Genomic DNA, 23819 nt, shown 5'->3' on the forward strand with positions numbered 1-23819 from the left:
TTCCCTTTCCTCCAGGCCCGCACGACACGGCGCATCGTTACCGGCCCTGTTAAAAAAACTGCGGTGCACCGGACAGCGTGCGCCGCTGTCCGGCTTTCGTCAATCGCGCTGCAACACGTAGCGTCCCGGCGCCGGCTCGATCACCGGGAACTGCGCGGAACCGGCCTCGGCGGGCGGCGCCACCTTGCGGCCACCGTACTGGTCGAGCCATTCGACCCACGTCGTCCACCAGCTGCCCGGCTGCTCGGTGGCACCGGCGAACCAGTCGTCCGCGGATTCGGGCAGGTCGTCGTTGATCCAGTAGCTGCGTTTCTTCTTCGCCGGCGGATTGATCACGCCCGCGATGTGCCCCGACGCGCCGAGCACGAATTTCAGCGGGCCCGACAGGATCGACGTCGATGCGTAGGCCGTCTGCCACGGCACGATGTGATCCTCGCGCGAACCGTAGATGAAGGTCGGTACGTCGATCAGCGACAGGTCGACGGCGTCGCCGCACACGGTCAGCGCGCCCGGTTCGCGCAGCTTGTTCTCGAGATAGGTATTGCGCAGGTACCACGCGTACATCGGGCCCGGCAGGCTCGTCGAATCGCTGTTCCAGTACAGCAGGTCGAACGGCGCGGGCGTGCGGCCCTTCAGGTAGTTGTCGACGACGTAGTTCCACACGAGGTCGTTCGGACGCAGGAACGAGAACGTGTTCGCGAACTCGACGCCGCGCATCAGCCCCGGTTGCGTGCCGTTCTTGCCGCCGATGGTCTGCTCGCGCATCTGCACGTGCGCCTCGTCGACGAACACGTCGAGGATGCCGGTATCGCTGAAGTCGAGCATCGCGGTAAGCAGCGTCATCGACGCGGCCGGATGTTCGCCGCGTGCGGCGAGCACCGCGAGCGCGGTCGCGAGCATCGTGCCGCCGACGCAGAAGCCGAGCGTATTGATCTGCTCGCGGCCGCTCACCTGCTGCACGGCATCGATCGCCGCGAGCAGCCCTTCGTTCATGTAGTCGTCCCATGTCTTGTGCGCGACCGAAGCGTCCGCATTGCGCCACGACACGAGGAACACCTGATGACCGTTCGACAGTGCATGCGCGACGAGCGAATTCTCGGGCTGCAGGTCGAGGATGTAGAACTTGTTGATGCACGGCGGGACGATCAGCAGCGGCCGCTCGAACACCTTGTCCGTCTTCGGCGCGTACTGGATCAGCTGGATCAGGTCGTTCTCGTAGACGACCGCACCTTCTGTACACCCGAGGTTCTTGCCGACCACGAACTGCGATTCGTCGGTCTGCGAAATCTTGCCGCGCTGCAGGTCGCCGAGCAGGTTCATCATCCCCTGCCGCAGGCTTTCGCCCTGCGTTTCGAGAATCGATTTCTGCGCGTCGGGATTGAGTGCGAGGAAGTTGCTCGGCGCGGCGGCCGCCGTCCATTGCTGGACCGTGAAGCGGATGCGCTCGCGCGTCTTCGGATCGGTCTGCAGCGAATCGGCCAGTTCCTGCAGATAGCGCGCGTTGAGCAGATACCACGCAGCCGCGAACGCATGCGCGGGCGACGATTTCCACGCATCGCCGCTGAAGCGGCGGTCCTTCAGTTCGGGGGATTCGAGCTTCGCGGCAGCGGCCTGCTGCATCAGCGTCATGCAATCGCGCGCGTAGTCGGCCTGCAGCGCCTGGAGCCGTTCGGGCGGAATCGCGGCAACCGGCAGCTTCAGCCCCGCGAACGGCGACGCCATGCCGCCAAGACCCGCGAGGCCACCGAGATCGGGCATCGACGGCATCTGGAATGGGAACGAAGCCGGGAACTGGAATGTCGCGAACGGATTGACGGTGGCCGACGCAGTCGCGGCGCGCGCCGGATCTGCAAAACCGCGCCACGCGTTCAGCCACGACTCGAACATCTGCTGCATCGGCTGGGCGGCCGGATCGAAACCGGTGCTGCCCGAGGAAGTGCCCGCCTGAGCGGACGTCGACGAATTTTTCGATGCTGTCATTACCTGCCTTACCGGTGATTCGTGAGCGTCAATCGTGAAATCCTGCTCGCGCGCGGCGTGCCGGCTGCGAGCCGGGCCGTCATGCTCTGGAGAGGCGTCTCCAGATTCTGCCGCAGTGCGGTATTTTTATCATTATCGTTTTCCCCATGTGAAGCGCCAAGTCAAACCACTGAACATTTCCGCACGGAGATAATCCGCGCGCAACAGGCGGGACAAGGCTTCCGACGAAACATAAAACATTTTGTTTGGCTTGACTCCGGGATTTTTCATTCAGTTGCGCATGCCGCGCCGCATTGCCGTCTAAATATCGAGATAACCCGATTTCAAGATGCAGCAAAGCCCACGGGCATGCACATGCCGTCAATCGGCCAGCCAGATCGCCGCCGCCATGCGGCCCGTCACGCGATCGCGGCGGTACGAATAGAAGCGTGCACGTTCGGTGACCGTACAGGCCGTCCCGCCGCTCACGTGCGCCACGCCCGCACGCGCGAGACGCAGGCGCGCGAGCGCGTAGAGATCGGCGAGAAACTTGCCGGGCGCGCCGTCGATCGCGACGAACGCGAGCCGGGTTTCATCATGCTCCGACTGCGGAGCCGTGTCGAGAAACGCGTCGCGCACGTCCGCGCCGACCTCGAACGCCTGCGGGCCGATCGCCGGCCCGAGGTACGCACGCAGCGTGTCCGTCGCGCCGCCGGCCAGCGCCGCGACGCGTGCCGCGGTCCGTTCGACGATACCGGCCGCGAGCCCGCGCCAGCCCGCATGCGCGGCGCCGACCGCACGGCCCTGCGCATCGCACAGCAGCACAGGCAGGCAATCCGCGACCATCACGACGCACACTGCACCGGCCCGGTCGGTGACGCTCGCGTCGGCCTGCACCGGCGCCGCGGCCGCGGGTGCCGCCGCGATCACCTCGTCCGCGCGGACGATTTCCGCGCCGTGAACCTGCTCGAGCCAGGCGGCGCTCGACTGGCCGGCGAGGGCGAGCAAACGCGTGCGATTCGCGGCGACATGGGCCGGCTCGTCACCGGTATGCAGGCCGAGATTCATCCCGCCCGGCAACGCATCCCCATCCTGCCAGCGCCCGTACGGGCCTTCGCTCACGCCGCCGTCGCGCGTCGTGATCAGCGCACGCACGCGCGGCGACACCTGCCAGTCGGGCTGCACGCAGTCCTGCCACGTCAACGGCGCCAGGTTCGTCATCGGCACTCACTCCTCCTCATCGTCGTCCAGGTACGGCTCGTCATCGTGATACTCGCCGCCGAAATCGTCATCGTCGTAGACACCGTCGTCATCGTCGAATTCCTCGTCGCCCTGCCCGAAGCCGAGCGCCGCGACGAGCGCGTTCATGTCGTCCGGCAGCGGGCAGCGCCATTGCATCGCCTTGCCCGTGACCGGATGCACGAGGCCGAGCCGCCATGCATGCAGCGCCTGTCGTGCGAACCCGTCCGGCAGCGGCGTGACCGAGCGCTTGCCGCGCGCCCGCCCGTAGACGGGATCGCCGAGCAGCGGGTGCCCGGCGTGCGCGCAGTGCACGCGGATCTGGTGCGTGCGGCCGGTTTCGAGATCGCACTGGATTGCCGAAACCGGCTGACGTTGCCACAGACATGTGTCAACCGTGCGGAAATGCGTGCGCGCGGGCTTGCCCGACGCGCCCGTGACGACGGCCATGCGCGTGCGCTCGCGCGGATCGCGGCCGATCGGCGCGTCGATCGTGCCTTCCTCGGGCATCGTGCCCCACACGAGCGCGAAGTAGCGGCGCTTCACCGTGCGGGCCTGCAGCTGGCGCACGAGGTCCGTCTGCGCGGCCAGCGTGCGGGCCACCACCATCAGGCCGGACGTTTCCTTGTCGAGCCGGTGGACGATGCCCGCGCGCGGCAGGCCGGCCGCCGCGTCGCCGTAGCGATGCAGCAGCCCGTTGAGGATCGTGCCGCTCCAGTTGCCGGCGGCCGGATGCACGACGAGGCCGGCCGGCTTGTTGATCACGACGAGCGCGTCGTCCTCGTAGATCACGTCGAGCGGCACGGGCTCCGGCGTGAACGCGAGCTGCTCGGGCAGCAGGTCGGGCACGAGCTCGATCCTCGCGCCGAGCGGCACCGGCTGGCGGATCTTCGCCGGCGCGCCGTCGACCAGCACGCGCTGCGCCTCGATCCAGCTCTGCAGGCGGCTGCGGGAGAATTCGGGGAACAGCTGGGCAAGCGCCTTGTCGAGGCGTTCCCCCGCGAGCGACAGCGGCACTTCGACGACGCGCGGCGCCTCGTCGAGCGCCGCGGACGGCAGGACGGGCGGCTGCATGGCGTCGCCGGTCAGATCGTCATCGAGGGAATCCCCCGACGCAGCGTCGGCGGGCCGATCGCTTGGGCTATAATCTTCGCGATTTGGTGTGCCCGGCTGGGCATTCTGCGAACTTGAACGGGTCATTTAGACTGGGTCACCGAGACTTGAAGCTAGGACATGCGAGCATGATGAATTCGACCAAACGCACGGCCAGAACCGTCGCCGCCCGAGCTGCGGCGGTAGCGGCCGCGGCCCTCATCGCCGGCTGCCACGGCTTGCCGCAGAAGCAGGACGAGACGGCTACCTGGTCGAATAACAAATTATACTCAGAGGCCCAGGACGCACTGTCCGGCGGCGACTGGGGCAAGTGCGCGAAATATTTCGAATCGCTGCAAGGCCGCGATCCGTTCGGTCATTTCGCGCAGCAGGCACAGATCAACGTTGCATACTGCAACTGGAAGGACAACGAAGCGGCCGCCGCCGACCAGGCCGTCGATCGCTTCATCCAGCTCCACCCCGATCATCCGGATATCCCGTACGCGTACTACCTGAAGGGGATGATCCACTTCAACGACGATCTCGGCCTGTTCGGGCGCTTCTCCGGCCAGGACATGAGCGAACGCGATCCGCAGGCGCTGCGCGAGTCGTACGATGCGTTCAAGGTCGTCGTCGACCGCTTCCCGAAGAGCAAGTACGCGCCCGACGCGGCAGCGCGGATGCGCTACATCGTCAACGCGCTGGCATCGCACGAAGTGCACGCGGCCGACTACTACTACCGTCGCGGCGCCTACGTGGCGGCGATCAACCGCGCGCAGCTCGCGATCAAGGATTACAAGGGTGCGCCGGCGATCGAAGACGCGCTGCACATCATGATCCTGTCGTACAACAAGCTGAACCAGCCGGAACTCGCCGAAGACACGAAGCGCGTGCTCGCGGGCACGTTCCCCGACAGCCCGTACGTCACGGGCCATTCGCGCCCCGGCGCGAAGAAGTCGTGGTGGCAGTTCTGACCTGACGAGCACGCGACGCAACGCCCGTTGCGCACACAAAAAAACCCGGCCATCGAGCCGGGTTTTTCATTGGCGCCGCAATCAGGCGCCGCCGGTACTCGCGCGGCTGAGGCCGCGCGTATCGTCACACGCGCTTTTCCGAGCGATGTTCGTCGAAGAAGTCCTGCACGACCGCGATCTCGCGCGTGCGCTTGAACGGCGGCAGGCTCTGCCAGATCCGGCGCCCGTAGGGCTTGTCGACGAGCCGCGTGTCGCAGATCATCAGCACGCCGCGATCCGTTTCCGCGCGAATCAGCCGGCCCGCGCCCTGCTTCAGCGTGATCACGGCCTGCGGCAGCTGGTGGACGGCGAACGGGCTCAGGCCCTTCTTCGTCAACGCGTCGAGACGCGCGGCCAGCACCGGATCGTCCGGCGGGGCGAACGGCAGCTTGTCGATCACGACGAGCGACAGCGCGTCGCCGCGTACGTCGACGCCTTCCCAGAAACTCTGGCTGCCGACCAGGATCGCATTGCCGTACGCGCGGAAACGGTCGAGCAGCTCGGTGCGGCTCGCATCGCCCTGCACGAGCAGCGGCGTGTTCCAGCCGCGCGATTCGATGACATCGCGCAACTTCGACGCGATCCGGTCGACCGCGCGCAGCGTCGTGCACAGCATGAACACGCCGCCGCCGGACGCCTCGATCGCCGGCAGCGCGGCATCGAAGACGGCATCGGTAAACGCCGGCGACGACGGTTGCGGCAGGTTGCGCGGTACGTACAGCAGCCCTTGCGACTGGTAGTCGAACGGGCTCGCGAGCGTCATCGAGCGACGCGAGCTGAGGCCCATCTGCGCCGCGTAGTGCGTGAAATCGCCGCGCACCGACAGCGTGGCCGACGTGAACACCCAGGCACGCGGGACGCCCGCGCGCTGCTTCGCAAAGATCGGCGCGACCGACAGCGGCGTTTCATGCAGCTGCACGGTATGCGCGAACACCTCGACCCAGCGCACCTTCTCGTTCGGATCGCCGTCGGCAGTCGCCTTGTCGCCGGCCGCTGCCGCGTCGGCCTTCGCGGCCGCCTCCGCCGCGCCGGGTGCGACCCAGCCGGCCAGCAGGTCCTGCAGCTCGCGGGCGCGCCGCAGGCACGCACCGAGCGATTCCGCGCGTTCCGCCTGGCTCGCGAGCGCCGACGCGAGCGCGTCGAGCGCCACGTCGAGCGCGTCGAGCGCGCCGAACATCGGGTGATCGTCGCCGAGCTGCGCGAGCGACATGCGGACGATCTGGTCGTTCGCGAACGCGAGGCGCAAGTCGCGCGCCGCCCGTTCGAGATCGCCGCCGAGCTTCACCCACTCGACCGCATCGCGCGCATGGCCCAGGCCTTCGGCGACCGTGTCGCGTGCGAGTTCGAGGATCTGCGTGGTCGACAGCGTCTCGCCGAAGAACAGCGTCGCCGTCTCCGGCAGCTGGTGCGCTTCGTCGAAGATGACCGTGTTCGCGTTCGGCAGCAGTTCGGCCATCCCGGTGTCGCGCAGCATGATGTCCGCGAAGAACAGGTGATGGTTGACGACGACGACGTCGGCCTGCTGCGCCTCGCGCCGCGCCTGCATCACGAAGCATTCCTTGTAATGCGGGCATTCCTGGCCGAGGCAGTTGTCGCGCGTCGACGTGACCATCGACCACACGGGCGCCGTTTCCGGCACGCTCGCGAGCTCGGCCTTGTCGCCGCTCTTCGTGATCTTCGCGAAGCGGACGATCTCCTGCAGATACGCGGTGTCCTGCCGCGACGGCAGGCGGCCGTTGTCGGCCGTGCGTTGCAGGTAGTAATGGCACAGGTAGTTGGCGCGCCCCTTGAGCATCGCCACCGACACCGGCACCGCGAGCGCGTTGCGCACGGTCGGGATGTCGCGCTGGAACAGCTGGTCCTGCAGGTGTTTCGTGCCGGTCGACACGATCACCTTGCCGCCCCACAGCATCGCGGGCACCAGATACGCATAGGTCTTGCCGGTACCCGTGCCTGCTTCGACGATCAGCGTGTTGTCGGCCGCGTCGTTGTCGGATTCGGCTGGCGTGGCGCCGTCGGCACCCGGCTCGGCCGCCTTGTCGGCGTCGCCGAGGCGGCGCGCCGGCCGCTTGCGGGTTTCGAAGATCTCGGGTTCGGGCATCCGGCGCGCGGACGCTTCCATCGCGGACGCGACCGCGCGCGCCATCTCGATCTGCGAGGTACGCGGCCGGTAGCCGTCGAGCGCGCGCGCCAGCAACCCGCCTTCACCGAAGATCGTGTCGAGTTCGTCGACGCGCTTGCGGCTCAGCTCGAAGGTGCCTTCGGGCGCACGAGCGCGCCCGGCGGACGTCGCGTCACGCCGGGCATCGGGGGTGGCTTCAAGCGGTGAATTCAAGGCAAGCGTTCCTGTGTCCAGCGCCCGGGCGGCGCCGGCGCTTGCCAGGCCGCGCTCAGGCGCGCTTATCCGGTTCGAGCTGCGATTGCAGCAGAATGATTTTGTCCTTGGCTGCCAGCTTTTCCTTCTTCAGCCGGTGCAGCGTGATGTCGTCGATGTCGGAGTGTCCTTCCTTCAGCTCGATCTCCCGAGCGAGCTGCTGGTGCTGCTCCTGCAATGCAGCCAAACGGTTGTGCAATTCCTGCTGCTGTTCCGTGTGACGGTTTTGCATAGTTGCCTCCTCATCGAAGCAGCGCGGCGGCTGGCGTGCCGACGCGCCCGAGACTGATCCCGATCAATCCAACACGTTACTGCCCCTGCTGTTGCTGTTGCTGCCTGGCCTTCTCGGCCGCTTCCTGCTGACGCCGCTCGACATCGGCCTTGTGCTGCGCGGCTTCCTTCTGCTTCTGCTCGTAGCGCGTGGCGTTGTCCGCCCGCTCTTGCGCCTTCTGCGCCGCCTGCTGGTGCGCCTGGTCGAGCTTGTGCTGGAAGTCGGCCTGCTTCTGGTCGTATGCCTGCTTGCTCGCCGCGCGTTGCGGCCCTTCCGCGCCGCGCTGCGCCTGCTTCAGTGCATTCTGCTCCTGCTTGTCGCGGAACGCAGCGGCGTTCGCCGCGTCGTTCGCCGCGCGCTGCGGCGCCTCCGCCGCGTTCTGCGCCTGCTTCAGCGCCTGCTGCTGGTCGCGCTGCTGCGCGCGCACCGCACGCTGCTCGTCGTTGAGCGCGAGTTGCTCCTGACGGATGCTCGCGCGCTCGTCGCGCATCAGGTCGCGCGCCTTGCCGAGACAGTGATTGACGAAGAATTTGCTGTAGCAATCGTGCTCGGCCACCGCATAACGATAATCGTTTTCCGCGGTGCGTTGATTGAGCACTTTTTGACGGGCGTCGAAATCCGGTGCGGCAGAGGCTGCGACGGGCGCGGCCGCGACGGCGTCCGGCGCGGTGGCCGGGGCCTGCGCGAACGCGCCGGAAGGCCCGGCAGACAAAGCCGCGGCGAGCGCTGCGCCGAGCGCGACGAGAGAAATTCGGGAAGTTGGCAACGTCGTAGGAAAGCTGCGGGACATGTGTCAAATTCTATCACCCCCGGCTGGACGCTCCGCCATTTATGGCAAAATGCCCCGCTTCACTCACCCGCGGCATCTGGCCCGTCGGGCCCGCCATGCAGCCCGCCGCTTCGGGCCTGCCGGCCCGCGCCGCGATTTCAGCAGGCAGATCATCCACGACATGACGGAAACCGTAGCACTCAAGATCGTACAGCGCATCGCCACCGAACTGTCCGTCCAGCCGCGCCAGGTCGCGGCGGCCGTGCAACTCCTCGACGAAGGCTCGACCGTTCCGTTCATTGCCCGGTACCGCAAGGAAGTGACCGGCAACCTGGACGACACGCAGCTGCGCAACCTCGAGGAACGCCTCCTGTATCTGCGCGAGCTCGAGGATCGCCGCGCGGCAATCCTGTCGAGCATCGACGAACAAGGCAAGCTGACGGACGAGCTGCGTGCCGCGATCGATGCGGCCGACAGCAAGCAGGTGCTCGAAGACCTTTATCTGCCTTACAAGCCGAAGCGCCGCACGCGCGCGCAGATCGCCCGCGAGGCCGGCCTCGAGCCGCTCGCGCAGGCGCTGCTTGCGAACCCGCTGCTCGATCCGCAGGCCGAGGCGGCCGCGTACGTCGACGCCGACAAGGGCGTCGCCGACGTGAAGGCCGCGCTCGACGGCGCGCGCGACATCCTGTCCGAACAGTTCGGCGAGACGGCCGAGCTGCTCGGCAAGCTGCGCGACTACCTGCACAATCAGGGCGTCGTGTCGTCGGCCGTCGTCGAGGGCAAGGAAAGCGAGGAAGGCGAGAAATTCCGCGACTATTACGACTACGCGGAAACGATCAAGACCGTGCCGTCGCACCGCGCGCTCGCGCTGTTCCGCGGCCGTAACGCCGGCGTGCTGACGGTCAAGCTCGGCCTCGGCGAAGAGCTCGACGCGCAGGTGCCGCACCCCGGCGAGGCGATGATCGCGCGCCATTTCGGCATTGCGAACCAGAACCGCCCGGCCGACAAATGGCTGTCCGACGTCTGCCGCTGGTGCTGGCGCGTGAAGGTGCAGCCGCATATCGAGAACGAACTGCTCACGCAGCTGCGCGAAACGGCCGAAACCGAAGCGATCCGCGTGTTCGCGCGCAACCTGAACGACCTGCTGCTGGCTGCGCCGGCCGGCCCGAAGGCCGTGATCGGTCTCGACCCCGGCCTGCGCACGGGCGTGAAGGTCGCGGTCGTCGACCGCACCGGCAAGGTGCTCGCCACCGACACGATCTACCCGCACGAGCCGCGCCGCGACTGGGACGGCTCGATCGCGAAGCTCGCACGCATCGCCGCGCAGACGCAGGCCGAACTCATCAGCATCGGCAACGGCACCGCGTCGCGCGAAACCGACAAGCTCGCGAGCGAACTGATCGCGAAGCACCCGGAACTGCGCCTGCAGAAGATCGTCGTGTCGGAAGCCGGCGCGTCGGTCTACTCGGCATCCGAGCTCGCGGCGAAGGAATTCCCCGAGCTCGACGTATCGCTGCGCGGCGCCGTGTCGATCGCACGCCGCCTGCAGGACCCGCTCGCCGAGCTCGTGAAGATCGAGCCGAAGGCGATCGGCGTCGGCCAGTACCAGCACGACGTGAACCAGCGCGAACTCGCGCGCTCGCTCGACGCGGTCGTCGAGGATTGCGTGAACGCGGTCGGTGTCGACGCGAACACGGCATCGGCCCCGCTGCTGGCGCGCGTGTCGGGCTTGAACGCGACGCTCGCGCGCAATATCGTCGACTACCGCGACGCGAACGGCCCGTTCCCGTCGCGCGAGCATCTGCGCAAGGTGCCGCGCCTCGGCGACAAGACCTTCGAACAGGCCGCCGGCTTCCTGCGCATCAACGGCGGCGAGAACCCGCTCGACCGCTCGTCGGTGCACCCGGAAGCCTATCCGGTCGTCGAACGGATGCTCGCGAAGATCAACAAGCGCATCGACGACGTGCTCGGCAACCGCGAAGCGCTGGCGGGCCTTTCCCCGACGGAATTTGTTGACGAACGTTTCGGCCTGCCGACCGTGCGCGACATCCTGTCCGAACTGGAGAAACCGGGCCGCGATCCGCGTCCGGAATTCAAGACCGCGACGTTCCGCGAAGGCGTCGAGAAGGTGTCGGATCTCGTGCCGGGCATGACGCTCGAAGGCGTCGTGACGAACGTCGCCGCGTTCGGTGCGTTCGTGGATATCGGCGTTCACCAGGACGGCCTCGTCCACGTGTCCGCGATGTCGACGAAGTTCATCAAGGACCCGCACGAAGTCGTGAAGGCCGGCCAGGTCGTCAAGGTGAAGGTGCTCGACGTCGACGTGAAGCGCCAGCGCATTGCGCTGACGATGCGCCTCGACGACGACGCGGCAGCGCCCGGCATGTCGTCGCGCGGCAGCCAGGATCGCGGCAATGCAGGACGCGGCGCGGCCCGCCCGCAGCGCTCGCGCGAGCCGGAACCGGCCGGCGCCATGGCCGCGGCGTTCGCGAAGCTGAAGCGCTGAGCACGCGACAACCGTCGACAGAGAGAAAAGCCCGCTGAAAGGCGGGTTTTTTTATTGCATCGCCGCGCGGTTCCGAAAATCGCGATGCAACCCGGATAGGTGCGTTTCCGTCACCATTACCCTGCTTCCAGTCGGCGAATTAAACAATTTGCACTGCAGCATGCATTTTCTTGACGCCTTGAATCCCGCACATAAAATAAATTCGAGTACGGTATTGCAACGTCTTCGATAACCGAAGCGAATTTTCCGCCCGACAACAGGATTCCCCGCGACGATCACACGCGTCGCGCGTTTCAAGCCTCCCGTCTTTGATTGCCACGCTCTGAAGTCGATTTGCGACACATGACATCCGGAATATGCGCCGGCCGGTAAGCCCGCGCATATTCGCCAAAATGGATCGGGGAATCATGAAAGCAGATGATCTGGAAATCGAACTGGCCGCATTGCGCATTCCCGTTTTCGAGGTGCCGTGGGCCGGCGCCTGTTCGCCACACGTCGAGCGAATCGAATCGCGCATGCTCGAATGGGCCGACGCATACGGCCTGCTCGTGTCCGACGCCCATCGGGAGCGCGTCGTACGCACCCGTTACGGCTGGCTCGCCTCACGCTGTTACCCGAACGCCGATCCGCCTCTGCTGCAGGCGCTTGCCGATTATTTCGTGTGGTTCTTTCTCGCCGACGACCTGTTCGTCGATCGCGTGGAGCTGGTCGGCGCCGATACGCTGCGCAACCTGACCGCGATGATCGACGTCCTCGACTACGGATGTACGGGCCCCGAACCGGTGTACGGCGAACGCGCGTGGCTCGATGTATGCCAACGGCTGCGCGCGCGCCTGTCGGCCGAGCATTTCGCACGCTTCGCGCAAGGCATGCGCCTGTGGGCCACCACGGCCGGATTGCAGATCATCGGCCACCAGAAGGCCGAACCGGCCGCCGTGCCGCAGTACGAAACGATCCGGCGCCACACGAGCGGCATGAATCCGTGCCTGGCACTGGCGGACGTGGCCAATTCCGGCGCAGTCCCGCCCGATACGTTTCACCGGCCGGAGATCCAGGCGCTGGGCCGCCACGCAAACCATATCGTGTCCTGGAGCAACGACATCCAGAGTATCGGGATCGAAGCACGCCAGCCTGGCCAGTTCCGGAACATGGTGATGGTTCACGCGTCGCGCGGTCATTCGCTGCAGGCCGGCATCGACTATACGGCCGCCCGCGTGCGCGCCGAGATCGGCGAGTTCGTCCAGTGCGCCGATGCGCTCGTGCAGCATGCCGACACGCGCGTGCGCGGACTCGTCGACGGCTACCGGTACTGGATACGCGGCTATCTGGATTGGGTGGCGCGGGATACGCAGCGCTATGCGGCTGCGTTCGCGGCAGGCGATGCGGACGATCGCAGCCTGATCGCGCTGTCGGAGAACGCGGCGCGCGGCTGAACAGCCTGCGCGCCGCGCCCGGTCAGATCTCGATCTTCGTGCCGAGCTCGACGACGCGGTTCGCCGGAATCGAGAAGAAGTCGGTCGGCTTCGCGGCGTTCTGGTGCATCCACGCGAACACGCGCTCGCGCCAGATCGACATCCCGGGCAGATGCGTCGGTACGACGGTTTCGCGCGCGAGGAAGAACGACGTGTCCATCAGCTCGAACGTCATGTCGTGCGTCCGGCCGAATTCCTCGAGCACGGCCTTCACGTCCGGCGTCTCGTTGAAGCCGTACTCGGCCTTGACGATGTACAACCCGCCGCCCGCATCGCGCGCGGTCTGGCGCCGGTCGTCGCGCACGTAGGGAATGTCGCGCGTGACGAACGTCAGGAAAATGGTCCGCTCGTGCAGCACCTTGTTGTGCTTCAGGTTGTGCAGCAGGCTGACGGGCACGAGCCTGTCGTTGCCGGTCAGGTAGATCGCGGTGCCCGACACGCGATGCGGCGGATGCGCCAGCAGCCCCTGCAGGAACGGCTCGAGCGGAATACCGTCGGCCGCCGTGCGCTCCTTGACGATGTGGCGCCCCTTGTACCAGGTCATCAGCAGGAAGAACAGCAGCGCGCCGATGCCGAGCGGCAGCCAGCCGCCCTGCGCGACCTTCAGCAGGTTCGCGCCGAAGAAGCCGAGGTCGACCGCGAGGAACACCGCGATGATCGCGCCGACCAGCAGCCGGTTCCAGTTCCACACCTTTACCATCACGACGCACGCGAGCACGGTCGTGATCACCATCGTCGCCGTCACCGCGATGCCGTACGCGGCCGCGAGGTTGTCGGAGCTCTTGAAGCCGATCACGATGCAGAGGATCACGGCCAGCAGCAGCCAGTTCACGACCGGCACGTAGATCTGGCCGATCGCGAGTTCGGACGTGTGCAGCACCTTCATGCGCGGCACGTAGCCGAGCTGGATCGCCTGCGACGTCAGCGAATAGGCGCCCGAGATCACGGCCTGCGACGCGATCACGGTCGCGACCGTCGACAGCACGACGAGCGGCAGCAGCCCCCATTCGGGCGCCAGCAGGAAGAACGGGTTTTCGATCGCTTTCGGGTTCTGGATCAGCAGCGCGCCCTGGCCGAAGTAGTTCAGCACGAGCGACGGCATCACGAGCCCGTACGCGGCGATCCGGATCGGCTTCGCACCAAAGTGGCCCATGTCCGCGTAAAGCGCTTCCGCACCGGTCAGCACCAGCACGACCGAGCCGAGCACGACGTAGGCCTGCAGCAGGTGATCGGCCATGAACGACGCCGCGTAATACGGATTGATGGCCGCGATGATGCCCGGCACGCGAACGATGTGGTACACGCCGAGCGCCGCGATCACGACGAACCACAGCACCATGATCGGGCCGAACAGCTTGCCGACCAGTGCGGTGCCGTGGCGCTGGATCCAGAACAGCGCGATCAGGATCACGATCGTGATCGGCAGCACGAGATGGGACAGGTGCGGCGTCGCGATTTCGAGACCTTCGACCGCCGACATCACCGAGATCGCCGGCGTGATCACCGCATCGCCGTAGAACATGCACGCGCCGAAGATCCCGAGCGCCATCAGCGCACCCGCGACGCGGGTCTTCGAGTCGAGCGGCCGCAGCGACAGCGCCATCAGCGCGAGCACGCCGCCTTCGCCGTTGTTGTCGGCCCGCATCACGAACAGCAGGTACTTGATGCCGACCACCAGGATGATTGCCCAGAACAGCAGCGAGATCACGCCGAGAATCGACCCTTCGGTGAGTGGAATGCCGTGTGCGGGGCTGAACGCCTCCTTCAGCGAATACAGCGGGCTGGTGCCGATGTCGCCGAACACGACGCCGATGGCTGCTATCGCTAGCGCCCGCATCGAGTGTTGTTGCGTCGAATGCGGCGCGTGTGCGGCGTCGGTCGCGTGGATCGTGTCGTTCATATGAAGCGTAATAATCGGGTCCGGGTCGGACAAAACGAGCGCTATTCTACTCGCGCCCCCGTGAAACGCCGCCCTGCTCTGTTGCCGTGGAACCACGTGATCCACGCTGCGCATGCAATCCTGCGCGAGCTGTGGCAGGGCTGCCATCATAGCCGGGGCCGCGCCGTCTGCCTACCCGATCCGCCAAATGCATCGCCCCGCGCACCCGGCGCGACAATGAAAAACGGCGCCGCAAGCGGCGCCGTACAAGGCTTTCCTTCGATCGGCCAGGCGCTTACGCACCCGAACCGTCGCGCTGCGCGCGACCGCGCTTGATCCATGCCTCGAGGTTGTGCGGACGCACCGTGTCCCATTCCTCGAACGGCTGATGAATCCACGGATTCGTCGGCAGGAACTGCGTGTGATAGTCGGGCTTGACCTTCGAGCAACCCTTGTACCAGAGCACGGCCGAGCGCACGGCCGTCACGGACGGGTAACGCTCCTTCAGGTGCTCCTGAACGCGCGCGAGCGTGACGCCCGAATCGACGAGATCGTCGACCAGCAGCACGTTGCCCGCGAGGTTGCCGCGCGTCATCGTGATGTACTGTGCGATGTCGAGCTCACCCTGCTCGGTGCCGGCCGCTTCGCGGTACGAACTCGTCGCGAGGATCGCGAGCGGCACGTCGTAGATGCGCGACAGCTGGTCGCCGACGCGCAGGCCGCCGCGCGCGAGGCACAGGATCTGGTCGAACTTCCAGCCCGACGCGTGCACCTGGAGCGCGAGCAGCTCGATCAGACGGTGATACTCGTCCCAGCCTACCCACAGGTTCTTGTCGTCGTTGCGCGGATCGGTCATCAAGTCTGCCGCCGTCATCGTGATTTGCTGCGTCATCTGGAATTACACCTTGAACGGATGGCGGAGCAGGATCGTTTCGTCGCGGTCCGGACCCGTCGACACCATGTCGACCGGCACGCCAGCCACTTCCTGGACGCGGGACAGGTATGCCTGCGCGTTCGCCGGCAGCGCATCCCACGTCTTGATGCCGACCGTGCTTTCCTTCCAGCCGGGGAACGTTTCGTACACGGGCTCGCAACGGGCTACGTCGGCCGCGCCGCGCGGCAGGATGTCCACATCCTTGCCGTCGATCTTGTAGCCGACGCACAGCTTGACTTCGTCGAGACCGTCGAGCACGTCGAGCTTCGTCATGCACAGGCCCGACACGCCGTTGATCTGGATCGAGCGGCGCAGCGCGGCTGCGTCGAGCCAGCCCGTGCGGCGCGGACGGCCGGTGACCGAACCGAATTCCTTGCCGACGTTCGCCAGCGTGACGCCGACCTGGTCCTGACGCTGCGGATTGTCCGCATCGTACAGCTCGCTCGGGAACGGACCCGAACCGACGCGCGTGCAATACGCCTTCGTGATGCCGAGGATGTAGTTGAGCTTCTGCGGACCGACGCCCGCGCCGGCCGACGCAGCACCCGCGACGCAGTTGCTCGACGTGACGAACGGATAGGTGCCGTGATCGATGTCGAGCAGCGTGCCTTGCGCGCCTTCGAACAACAGGTTCTGGCCCGCGTTGTTCGCGTCGTACAGACGGCGCGACACGTCGGCCACCATCGGCTTCAGGCGGTCGGCATAGCCGAGCATCGTGTCGAGCGTGGCCTGGAAATCGACGGCTGCGCCGCCCAGGTACTGGGTCAGCACGAAATTGTGGAAATCGAGGTTTTCGCGCAGGCGGTCGGCGAAGGTCTTCGCGTCGAACAGGTCCTGCACGCGCAGCGCGCGGCGGCCGACCTTGTCTTCGTACGCAGGGCCGATGCCGCGGCCCGTCGTGCCGATCTTGCCCGCGCCCTTGCGCGCTTCGCGCGCCTGGTCGATCGCGATGTGGTACGGCAGGATCAGCGTCGTGGCTTCGGAGATGAACAGACGGTCGCGCACGTTCACGCCGGCTTCTTCGAGCTCGCCGATTTCCTTGAACAGTGCTTCGGGGGACAGGACGACGCCGTTGCCGATGTAGCAGGCGACGCCTTCACGCATGATGCCCGACGGAATGAGGCGCAAGATCGTTTTCTTGCCGCCGATGATGAGGGTGTGGCCGGCGTTGTGACCGCCCTGGAAACGCACGACGCCCTGAGCGTGGTCCGTCAGCCAGTCGACGATCTTGCCCTTGCCTTCATCACCCCATTGCGTTCCCACGACGACGACATTGCGCCCGGGAGTCACGTTCACTGCGCTGGCAGACATGTTGATTCGTTAGCTGGTTAAAAACGTATTCTACCTATGTTCGCGGGCGATTCCGAATTTTTCCGTTTCGCTTCAACGATATGCACGCCGAAGCACGGCCCGCGAACGCCTCTTTATCGGGGTTCGACCACCCATGCGCCGTTGCGCTCGACGAGCGAACGATCGCATGCGAACTCGTCGAGCACGTGATCGTGACCCGGCAGCGCCTGGATCACGACTTCGCCCGCATCGCGCAGCGCGGCGACGGCCGCGCCCAGCGCGTCGTCCTGCGCCCACGGCGCGAGAATCGCGGTGCCGCGCGCCTCGACCGGCGAGATCCGCGCGAGTTCGCGCAGGTCGAGCGAGAAGCCCGTGGCCGGCCGCGCACGGCCGTACGCCTGCCCGACGTGGTCGTAACGGCCGCCGCGCGCGATCGCGTTCGGCACGCCGTCGATGTACGCGCTGAACATCGCGCCGCTGTGGTACGCATAACCGCGCAGGTCGGCGAGGTCGATCGCCACTTCCGCGCCCTTCGCCTGCGCCGCGAGCTGCGCCAGATCGTCGAGCGCCTGCGTGATTTCGGGCAGCACCGGCAGGCGCGCACGCGCCTCGGCGAGCACGCTCGCATCGCCGTAAAGGCTCGGCAGCGCGCGCAGCGCGGCGCGCGTATCGGCGCCGAGATCGTCGGTGAGTTCGTTCAGCAGCGGCACGTCCTTGCCCGACAGCGCGTCGTACAGCGACTCGCCGCGCTCGGCGGCCTGCGCGTCGCGCGCCAGCAGCGCCGCGAGCACGCCCGCGTGGCCGAGGTCGAGACGGATGCGCGACAGGCCCGCGAGGTGCAGCGCGTCGAGCATCAGCTGCTGGATCTCGAGATCGGCTTCCAGCCCGGCATGACCGTAAATTTCGGCGCCGATCTGAATCTGCTCGCGCGTCGCGTGCAGCCCGCGCGGACGCGTATGCATCACGTGGCCCGCGTAGCAGAGGCGCGTCACGCCCTGACGGTTCAACAGGTGCGCGTCGATCCGTGCCACCTGCGGCGTGATGTCGGCACGCAGGCCGAGCGTACGGCCCGACAGCTGGTCGACCAGCTTGAAGGTGCGCAGGCGCAGGTCGGTGCCGCCGCTCGTCAGCAGCGACTCGAGATACTCGAGCAGCGGCGGCATCACCATTTCATAGCCGTACGAACGGAAGCGGTCGAGCAGCCTGCGGCGCAGCTCCTCGATCTTGCGCGCTTCCGACGGCAGCACGTCGGCGATATTCTCGGGAAGTAACCAGGTCGACATCGGTACGGTCCTACGACGGGAAACGGCGCGCGCCACGCGCGCCGCGAGTTGAATCGGAACTTCGGAATCGGGCGGGACGAACGGCGGATGCGCCGTCCGGATCAGGTCCCCGGTCAGGTCGCGAGCAGCAGCAGCACGAGCCCGAGCACCATCACGATCAGCCCGCCGATCCGGATATGATGCGGCGGCCGCTCGGCTATTCTACGAAACGTGTCGCGCCAGGCGACGGGAAACACGAAGGGGAACGCCCCCTCGATGATCAACATCAGCGCTACTGCGAGCAACAACGAGCCAGCCAGGTCCATGCGAGCGACGGCGCCGCTCGACGCGGCGCCCCAAGGTCAATGTTTGCGGGGAGCAGGTGCCGCCGGTGCGGCACCGCCCGTCGGGCTGCGCATGAAGCGGAAGAACTCGCTGTCGGGGTCGACGACGATGATGTCGTTGCGCTTGAACGTATTCCGGTAGGCCTGCAGGCTCGCGTAGAACTGATAGAACTGCGGATCGCGGCCGAACGCATCGGCGGCGATCGTCGCGGCCTTGGCGTCGCCTTCGCCCTTGATCGTCTGCGCGGACTTGTAGGCATTCGCGAGCACGGCCTGCTGTTCGCGTTCGGCGTCGGCCTTGATCTGCTCGACGTCCGCCGCACCTTGCGCACGCACCTGCGCTGCCTGATCGCGCAGCGCGCCGATCATCCGTTGATAGACGGCGTCCGTCTGGGCGGCCGGCAGGTCGACACGCGTCAGCTGGACGTCGACCACGTCGACGCCGAAGCCGGACGCCTTTGCCCTGGCCGCATCGCGTGCCGCATCGGCGATCGCGCGCTGGCCGCCCAGGGCGTCGTCAAGCGCGCGCTGGCCGAACGCATCGCCGAGCGCGCTCTTCAGCACGCCGCCCAGGCGTTCGGCGGCCGCCGCCGGGTCGCCGCCCGTTGCCGTGAAATACTGCATCGGATCGCTGATCCGGTACTTCACCGCATACGCGACGAGCAGGTCGTGCTTGTCCTGGGTTGCCAGCTGCAGCGGATCGGACGATTCGAGCGATTGCAGGCGCGTGTCGATCAGCGTCGCCGTCTGCAGCGGCGGCGGCAGCTTGAAGTGGATGCCGGGGCCCGCGAGTTCGGGCTGTGCGCCGTCGCGGCCCGACAGCACGGCCGCGTGGCGCGGATCGACGGTCAGGACCGTCGAGGATGCCGCGAAGGCAACGATCACGATTGCGACGACGAGCGCAATGATTCGGTTCATGTTCTGCGCTCCCCGTTACTTCGTATCGTCTTCGCGCGACCGGCTGCGAAACGCTTCGCGCGATCGCAGCACGTCGACACCCGACGCCGCGGCGGCAGGCGCCGCGCTTGCGGGCACGGCTGCAGCGGCGGCCGGTGCGACGGCGGCTGGCGCCGACGCCGCATCGGCCGCGGACGCCGCGGCGTTTTGCCGCCCCTGTTCGACGAGCTTGTCGAGCGGCAGATACACGACGCTGTTGCCGCCCTTGTTGCCGACGAATACCTTCGTCGCGTTCGAATAGATTTCCTGCATCGTCTCGAGGTACATCCGCTCGCGGATCACCGCGGGCGCCTTCGAGTACTGCGCGTAGACCTGCTTGAAGCGGTCGGCATCGCCCTCGGCTTGCGTGACCACGCGATCGGCATACGCCTTCGCTTCGTCGACGAGCTTCGCGGCATCGCCCTGCGCCTTCGGCAGCAGGTCGCTTGCATAGGCCTGCGCGGCGCGCTTCGCGGCCTCGCGCTCGTCGCGTGCCTTCGCGACTTCCGCGTAGGCGGCTTGCGTCTGCTCGGGCGCCGCGACGTTCTGCATCGTGACGGCCGTCACTTCGAGCCCCGACTGGTAACGGTCGAGATCGCGCTGGATCGCGCTGGACAGCTGCTCGCGCAGCGCATCACGGTCCTGGTTCAGCATGTCGGCCGCGCTGCGCGTGCCGACGATCGCACGCACCGCCGCCTGCGCGGCCTGCGAGACGCTGCGCTCGGGATCGACGCTGCGGAACAGGTAATCGGTGGCGGAACGGATCCGGTACTGGACGATGAAACGCACGTCGACGATGTCGGCATCGCGCGTCAGCATCGCGGCTTCCTTCACGTTCGCGAGACGCACGACGTTGTTGCGGCCGATCTCGATCGAGCGGACCTGCGACGTATCGACGATCTCGTGCGACGCGAACGGATACGGCGCGCGCCAGTGCACGCCCTGGCCGACCGTGCCCGACAGCTTGCCGAGCTGCAGCACGACGCCCGTCTGGCCGTCCTGCACGACGAACAGCCCGCTGCCCGCGTAGACCGCGACCAGCACGCCGATCACGATGCCGACACCGACCCGTGCGGCCCGGCCGTTGTCAGGCCGGAAGCCGTTGCCGCCCTTGCCGCCGAACAGGCCGCTCAGGCGCCGGTTGAAGTTGCGCCACATCTCGTCGAGATCGGGCGGACCATCGCCGTCGCCGCCTTGCGGACGCTTCGATTCGTTCGCTCGCGGACGGGATCCGTCTTTGCCATTGCCCTCGCCGCGTCCCCAGCGGGGATCGTTGATCGACAGCAAGGCGCGCATCCGCCGCCAGGTACTCCGCTCGTTGTATTCGTTCACCAGAGTTTGTTCACCAGATAAGACGCCGGCGAACCGGCCGGGACCGGTTAGCGCCCGTGTTCGGAAATCGTGTGGTCTTCGTGTGGTTCAGCGGGTGCGCCGTCGAGCGCGTCGCTGGGTAACGTCGCGCTGGAGAGGTGTTCCGCGGAGGCGATTTCGGCGATGGCGGCACGCAACGTATCAAGACCCTGACCAGTGCGCGCGCTCAAAAAGACGCGCGAAATATTACCATATTCGTCCCGCTCGACCGCGTCGCCGCGGGCCGCCAGCTCGGGCACGGCGTCGATCTTGTTGAACACCAGCACCTGCCGGATCGTGTCCGCGCCAATCTCGTGCAGCACGCCGTTGACCTGCTCGATCTGTTCGAGCCTGACCGCGCTCGACGCATCGACCACGTGCAGCAGCAGATCCGCGTGGATCGTTTCCTCGAGCGTCGCGCGAAATGCCGCGACGAGCTGGTGAGGCAGCTCGCGGATGAACCCGACCGTATCCGACACGACGATCTGGCCGACCTCGTCGCCGAGGTACACACGGCGCGACGTCGTATCGAGCGTGGCGAACAGCTGGTCGGCCGCGTAGGCCTGCGCTTTCGTCAGCGCATTGAACAGCGTCGACTTGCCCGCGTTCGTATAGCCGACGAGCGACACCGACATCGTGCCGCTGCGCGCGCGCTGCCGGCGCTGCGTGCTGTGCTGCCGGCGCAACCGGTCGAGCCGCGACTTCAGCATCTTGATGCGCTCGCCGATCAGCCGGCGGTCGGTTTCGAGCTGCGTTTCGCCGGGGCCGCGCAGGCCGATACCGCCCTTCTGCCGTTCAAGGTGGGTCCACGCACGAATGAGCCGCGTCGACAGGTATTGCAGCTGCGCGAGTTCGACCTGCAGCTTGCCTTCGTGGCTGCGGGCGCGCTGCGCGAAGATGTCGAGGATGAGGCTCGTGCGGTCGACCACACGCCTGTTAAGTGCCTGCTCCAGATTGCGTTGTTGGGCCGGCGCGAGCGCGTGGTTGAAGATGACGATTTCGACGTTGTGCGCGTCGCACGCAAGCCGCAGTTCTTCGGCTTTGCCGCTGCCGATGAACATCTTGGCATCGGGACTGGAGCGACGACCTGTGAGGGTGACGGCGGGACGGGCCCCCGCACTGGAGGCGAGAAGACTGAGTTCTTCGAGGCTGGCTTCGAAATCGGTCTTGCCGAAATCGATGCCGACGAGCGCTGCGTTGATCAAATTATCGGGTGTCAAGATAAGGCGGCTGGCATCGGTCGCTCGCGGCGACCGGATGCCGGCCGCTGCGATAGGTTAGGACGAGGCTTCCGCGTCCGGGTGGAAATTCACCGGGCGCGCCGGCACGACCGTCGAGATGGCGTGCTTGTAGACCATCTGGGTCACCGTATTACGGAGCAACACGACGTACTGGTCGAACGATTCAATGTTCCCTTGGAGCTTGATGCCGTTGACGAGGTAGATCGAAACGGGAACGTGCTCTTTGCGCAGTGCGTTCAAAAACGGGTCTTGTAACAATTGCCCTTTGTTGCTCATGGCGTACTCCATCTTTTTTTGCAGGTTGATCTGGATTGGCGAGGAAGAAAAAGAGATCCGGCGCCAATCGCTACACTATAGCTGATTTTGCCTGCCCCGCCCGGGGCATAGGCCTTGCGGCCTATCCCTTGCGGGGCGTGCTTCAGCCCTTGTCCGCGTACGGATTGTTCGACGAACGGAACTCTATGCGCAATGGAGTCCCGGTCAGCGAGAAAGTTTCGCGGAACCGGTTTTCGAGGTAGCGCTTGTAGGTTTCCGTGACCGCGTCGAGCGCGTTGCCGTGGATGACGATCAGCGGCGGATTCTGGCCGCCCTGGTGCGCGTAGCGCAGCTTCGGGCGCACCGGGCCGCGACGGCGCGGCTGCTGGAATTCGACGGCCTCGATCAGCGCGCGCGTGAGCTTCGGCGTCGGCAGCTTCGCCATCGCCGCCGCGTACGCGTCGTCGACCGAGCGCATCAGCGCGCCGATGCCCGTCTTCTTCGCGGCCGAAATGAAGTGCGACTTCGCGAAATCGAGGAACTTCAGCTTGCGGGTCAAATCCGCTTTCGCGCGGTCGCGCGCGTGTTCGTCAAGGCCATCCCACTTGTTGACGCCGATCACGAGCGCACGGCCCTGCTCGACGACGAAGCCGGCGATGTGCGCGTCCTGGTCGGAAATGTCCTGCTGCGCATCCAGCAGAAGAATGACGACGTTCGCATCGGAGATCGACTGCAGCGTCTTCACGACCGAGAACTTCTCGATCGCCTCGAACACCTTGCCGCGGCGGCGCAGGCCGGCCGTGTCGATCAGCGTGTATTTCTTGCCGTTACGCTCGAAGTCGACGTAGATCGAATCGCGCGTCGTGCCCGGCATATCGAACGCGATCACGCGATCTTCGCCGATCAGCGCGTTCACGAGCGTCGACTTGCCGACGTTCGGACGGCCGACGATCGCGATCTTGATGCCGCGCGACGGATCGTTCTCGTCCTCTTCCTCCGGACGGTCGGCGTACGCAACCTCGAGCGCCTCGTTGATCATGTCGGTCACGCCGTCGCCGTGCGCGGCCGAGATCGCGCGCGGGTCGCCGAGCCCGAGTTCGTAGAAGTCGGCCGCGACCGACGTGTACTTCATCCCCTCGGCCTTGTTGACGACGAGGAAGATCGGCCGGCCGGTCTTGCGCAGGTAGTCGGCGATCGACTTGTCCTGCGGCGCGAGCCCGTTGCGGCCGTCGACGATGAACACGACGATGTCGGCTTCCTCGACGGCCTGCCGCGTCTGGCGTGCCATCTCGTGCAGGATGCCGTCCTTCGCGACGGGTTCGAAGCCGCCCGTATCGACGACCAGGTACGGCCGTTCGCCGACGCGCCCTTCGCCGTAATGGCGATCGCGCGTCAGGCCCGGCAGGTCGGCGACCAGCGCATCGCGCGAGCGCGTGAGCCGGTTGAACAGCGTGGATTTCCCCACATTGGGGCGCCCAACGAGGGCAATGACCGGTTTCATCTGTGTTTTCTACGGTGAAGCGCAGCAGCGGGAGGCCCGCTGCTGCGGGCGGCTGCGCTGAATGAAAATATCACGAATTCGCGCCGCGCCGGATGCGCGCGCCCGGCGCGCGTTGCGCGCCGTCGTCTTTCG

At 66.4% G+C, this 23819-nt stretch carries 19 protein-coding genes; 3 read left to right on the forward strand and 16 right to left on the reverse strand.

Translation table 11 applies throughout. The features are described from left to right. Positions 1-99: 99 nt before the first annotated feature. The 3 genes from phaC to U5798_RS27190 form a co-directional block, all read right to left on the reverse strand. Positions 100-1980 carry a class I poly(R)-hydroxyalkanoic acid synthase gene (gene phaC / locus U5798_RS27180; protein ID WP_124450216.1) on the reverse strand — a complete coding sequence of 627 codons (1881 nt, stop codon included), beginning with the start codon at positions 1978-1980 and terminating at the stop codon, positions 100-102. Between the two features lie 360 nt (positions 1981-2340). Beyond that, positions 2341-3180, reverse strand: a complete 840-nt coding sequence (gene pgeF, locus U5798_RS27185) for a peptidoglycan editing factor PgeF (RefSeq protein WP_322083780.1) — start codon at positions 3178-3180, stop codon at positions 2341-2343. Positions 3181-3186: 6 nt separating this feature from the next. Next, on the reverse strand, positions 3187-4398 hold the full coding sequence (locus tag U5798_RS27190; RefSeq protein ID WP_322083781.1) for an RluA family pseudouridine synthase: 1212 nt from the start codon (positions 4396-4398) through the stop codon (positions 3187-3189). A gap of 41 nt (positions 4399-4439) precedes the next feature. Here U5798_RS27190 and U5798_RS27195 point away from each other — a divergent pair, with 41 nt between their 5' ends. After that, complete coding sequence (locus U5798_RS27195) at positions 4440-5264, forward strand: outer membrane protein assembly factor BamD (protein ID WP_124450222.1); 825 nt, start codon at positions 4440-4442, stop codon at positions 5262-5264. A 124-nt stretch (positions 5265-5388) separates the two neighbouring features. Here U5798_RS27195 and U5798_RS27200 read toward each other — a convergent pair whose 3' ends face one another. The 3 genes from U5798_RS27200 to U5798_RS27210 all read right to left on the reverse strand — a co-directional run bounded on the left by U5798_RS27200 (position 5389) and on the right by U5798_RS27210 (position 8738). Beyond that, entirely contained in the window at positions 5389-7638 is a 2250-nt protein-coding gene (locus tag U5798_RS27200) for an ATP-dependent DNA helicase (RefSeq protein WP_124450224.1), read from the reverse strand. A gap of 55 nt (positions 7639-7693) precedes the next feature. Beyond that, positions 7694-7909 (reverse strand): YdcH family protein, encoded by a 216-nt coding sequence (locus U5798_RS27205; protein WP_006478692.1) that lies wholly within the window; start codon positions 7907-7909, stop codon positions 7694-7696. A gap of 76 nt (positions 7910-7985) precedes the next feature. Further along, the gene (locus U5798_RS27210) at positions 7986-8738 is read right to left on the reverse strand and encodes a hypothetical protein (protein WP_124450226.1); all 753 of its coding nucleotides are present in this window, start codon (positions 8736-8738) and stop codon (positions 7986-7988) included. A 160-nt stretch (positions 8739-8898) separates the two neighbouring features. Here U5798_RS27210 and U5798_RS27215 point away from each other — a divergent pair, with 160 nt between their 5' ends. Continuing rightward, on the forward strand, positions 8899-11223 hold the full coding sequence (locus U5798_RS27215) for a Tex family protein (protein WP_322083782.1): 2325 nt from the start codon (positions 8899-8901) through the stop codon (positions 11221-11223). 407 nt (positions 11224-11630) lie between these two features. Beyond that, positions 11631-12656 (forward strand): terpene synthase family protein, encoded by a 1026-nt coding sequence (locus U5798_RS27220; protein ID WP_322083783.1) that lies wholly within the window; start codon positions 11631-11633, stop codon positions 12654-12656. A 22-nt stretch (positions 12657-12678) separates the two neighbouring features. Here U5798_RS27220 and U5798_RS27225 read toward each other — a convergent pair whose 3' ends face one another. From U5798_RS27225 to der, 10 genes are all read right to left on the reverse strand, one after another. Next, positions 12679-14595, reverse strand: a complete 1917-nt coding sequence (locus U5798_RS27225; protein ID WP_124450232.1) for a potassium transporter Kup — start codon at positions 14593-14595, stop codon at positions 12679-12681. A 274-nt stretch (positions 14596-14869) separates the two neighbouring features. Next, a complete protein-coding gene (locus U5798_RS27230; protein ID WP_006485899.1) occupies positions 14870-15466 on the reverse strand; it encodes a phosphoribosyltransferase in 597 nt (198 codons plus the stop codon). 6 nt (positions 15467-15472) lie between these two features. Then, on the reverse strand, positions 15473-16819 hold the full coding sequence (locus U5798_RS27235; RefSeq protein WP_059234021.1) for an adenylosuccinate synthase: 1347 nt from the start codon (positions 16817-16819) through the stop codon (positions 15473-15475). Between the two features lie 113 nt (positions 16820-16932). Then, a complete protein-coding gene (locus U5798_RS27240; protein WP_124450236.1) occupies positions 16933-18081 on the reverse strand; it encodes an ATP phosphoribosyltransferase regulatory subunit in 1149 nt (382 codons plus the stop codon). A 113-nt stretch (positions 18082-18194) separates the two neighbouring features. After that, on the reverse strand, positions 18195-18386 hold the full coding sequence (locus tag U5798_RS27245) for a DUF2065 domain-containing protein (protein ID WP_006478685.1): 192 nt from the start codon (positions 18384-18386) through the stop codon (positions 18195-18197). 36 nt (positions 18387-18422) lie between these two features. Beyond that, a complete protein-coding gene (hflC, locus tag U5798_RS27250) occupies positions 18423-19322 on the reverse strand; it encodes a protease modulator HflC (protein ID WP_124450238.1) in 900 nt (299 codons plus the stop codon). Between the two features lie 15 nt (positions 19323-19337). Then, positions 19338-20672 carry an FtsH protease activity modulator HflK gene (hflK, locus tag U5798_RS27255; RefSeq protein WP_322083784.1) on the reverse strand — a complete coding sequence of 445 codons (1335 nt, stop codon included), beginning with the start codon at positions 20670-20672 and terminating at the stop codon, positions 19338-19340. Between the two features lie 47 nt (positions 20673-20719). After that, positions 20720-21895 (reverse strand): GTPase HflX, encoded by a 1176-nt coding sequence (hflX, locus tag U5798_RS27260; RefSeq protein WP_185658145.1) that lies wholly within the window; start codon positions 21893-21895, stop codon positions 20720-20722. A gap of 72 nt (positions 21896-21967) precedes the next feature. Continuing rightward, positions 21968-22207 (reverse strand): RNA chaperone Hfq, encoded by a 240-nt coding sequence (hfq, locus tag U5798_RS27265; RefSeq protein WP_006399927.1) that lies wholly within the window; start codon positions 22205-22207, stop codon positions 21968-21970. A 142-nt stretch (positions 22208-22349) separates the two neighbouring features. Beyond that, on the reverse strand, positions 22350-23687 hold the full coding sequence (gene der, locus U5798_RS27270; protein ID WP_059234015.1) for a ribosome biogenesis GTPase Der: 1338 nt from the start codon (positions 23685-23687) through the stop codon (positions 22350-22352). Positions 23688-23819: the final 132 nt, after the last annotated feature.

Origin of the sequence: Burkholderia sp. BCC1972 (assembly GCF_905339605.1) — a bacterium.
GTDB lineage: Bacteria > Pseudomonadota > Gammaproteobacteria > Burkholderiales > Burkholderiaceae > Burkholderia.

Bases quoted from the DNA above. Each gene is read 5' to 3' on its own strand.
- U5798_RS27205 (WP_006478692.1), bottom strand. From the start codon at position 7,909: ATGCAAAACCGTCACACGGAACAGCAGCAGGAATTGCACAACCGTTTG.
- U5798_RS27215 (WP_322083782.1), top strand. From the start codon at position 8,899: ATGACGGAAACCGTAGCACTCAAGATCGTACAGCGCATCGCCACCGAA.
- U5798_RS27210 (WP_124450226.1), bottom strand. From the start codon at position 8,738: ATGTCCCGCAGCTTTCCTACGACGTTGCCAACTTCCCGAATTTCTCTC.
- U5798_RS27230 (WP_006485899.1), bottom strand. From the start codon at position 15,466: ATGACGCAGCAAATCACGATGACGGCGGCAGACTTGATGACCGATCCG.
- U5798_RS27225 (WP_124450232.1), bottom strand. From the start codon at position 14,595: ATGAACGACACGATCCACGCGACCGACGCCGCACACGCGCCGCATTCG.
- pgeF (WP_322083780.1), bottom strand. From the start codon at position 3,180: ATGACGAACCTGGCGCCGTTGACGTGGCAGGACTGCGTGCAGCCCGAC.
- hflC (WP_124450238.1), bottom strand. From the start codon at position 19,322: ATGAACCGAATCATTGCGCTCGTCGTCGCAATCGTGATCGTTGCCTTC.
- U5798_RS27235 (WP_059234021.1), bottom strand. From the start codon at position 16,819: ATGTCTGCCAGCGCAGTGAACGTGACTCCCGGGCGCAATGTCGTCGTC.
- der (WP_059234015.1), bottom strand. From the start codon at position 23,687: ATGAAACCGGTCATTGCCCTCGTTGGGCGCCCCAATGTGGGGAAATCC.
- U5798_RS27240 (WP_124450236.1), bottom strand. From the start codon at position 18,081: ATGTCGACCTGGTTACTTCCCGAGAATATCGCCGACGTGCTGCCGTCG.
- hfq (WP_006399927.1), bottom strand. From the start codon at position 22,207: ATGAGCAACAAAGGGCAATTGTTACAAGACCCGTTTTTGAACGCACTG.
- U5798_RS27195 (WP_124450222.1), top strand. From the start codon at position 4,440: ATGATGAATTCGACCAAACGCACGGCCAGAACCGTCGCCGCCCGAGCT.
- U5798_RS27245 (WP_006478685.1), bottom strand. From the start codon at position 18,386: ATGGACCTGGCTGGCTCGTTGTTGCTCGCAGTAGCGCTGATGTTGATC.
- phaC (WP_124450216.1), bottom strand. From the start codon at position 1,980: ATGACAGCATCGAAAAATTCGTCGACGTCCGCTCAGGCGGGCACTTCC.
- U5798_RS27190 (WP_322083781.1), bottom strand. From the start codon at position 4,398: ATGACCCGTTCAAGTTCGCAGAATGCCCAGCCGGGCACACCAAATCGC.
- U5798_RS27220 (WP_322083783.1), top strand. From the start codon at position 11,631: ATGAAAGCAGATGATCTGGAAATCGAACTGGCCGCATTGCGCATTCCC.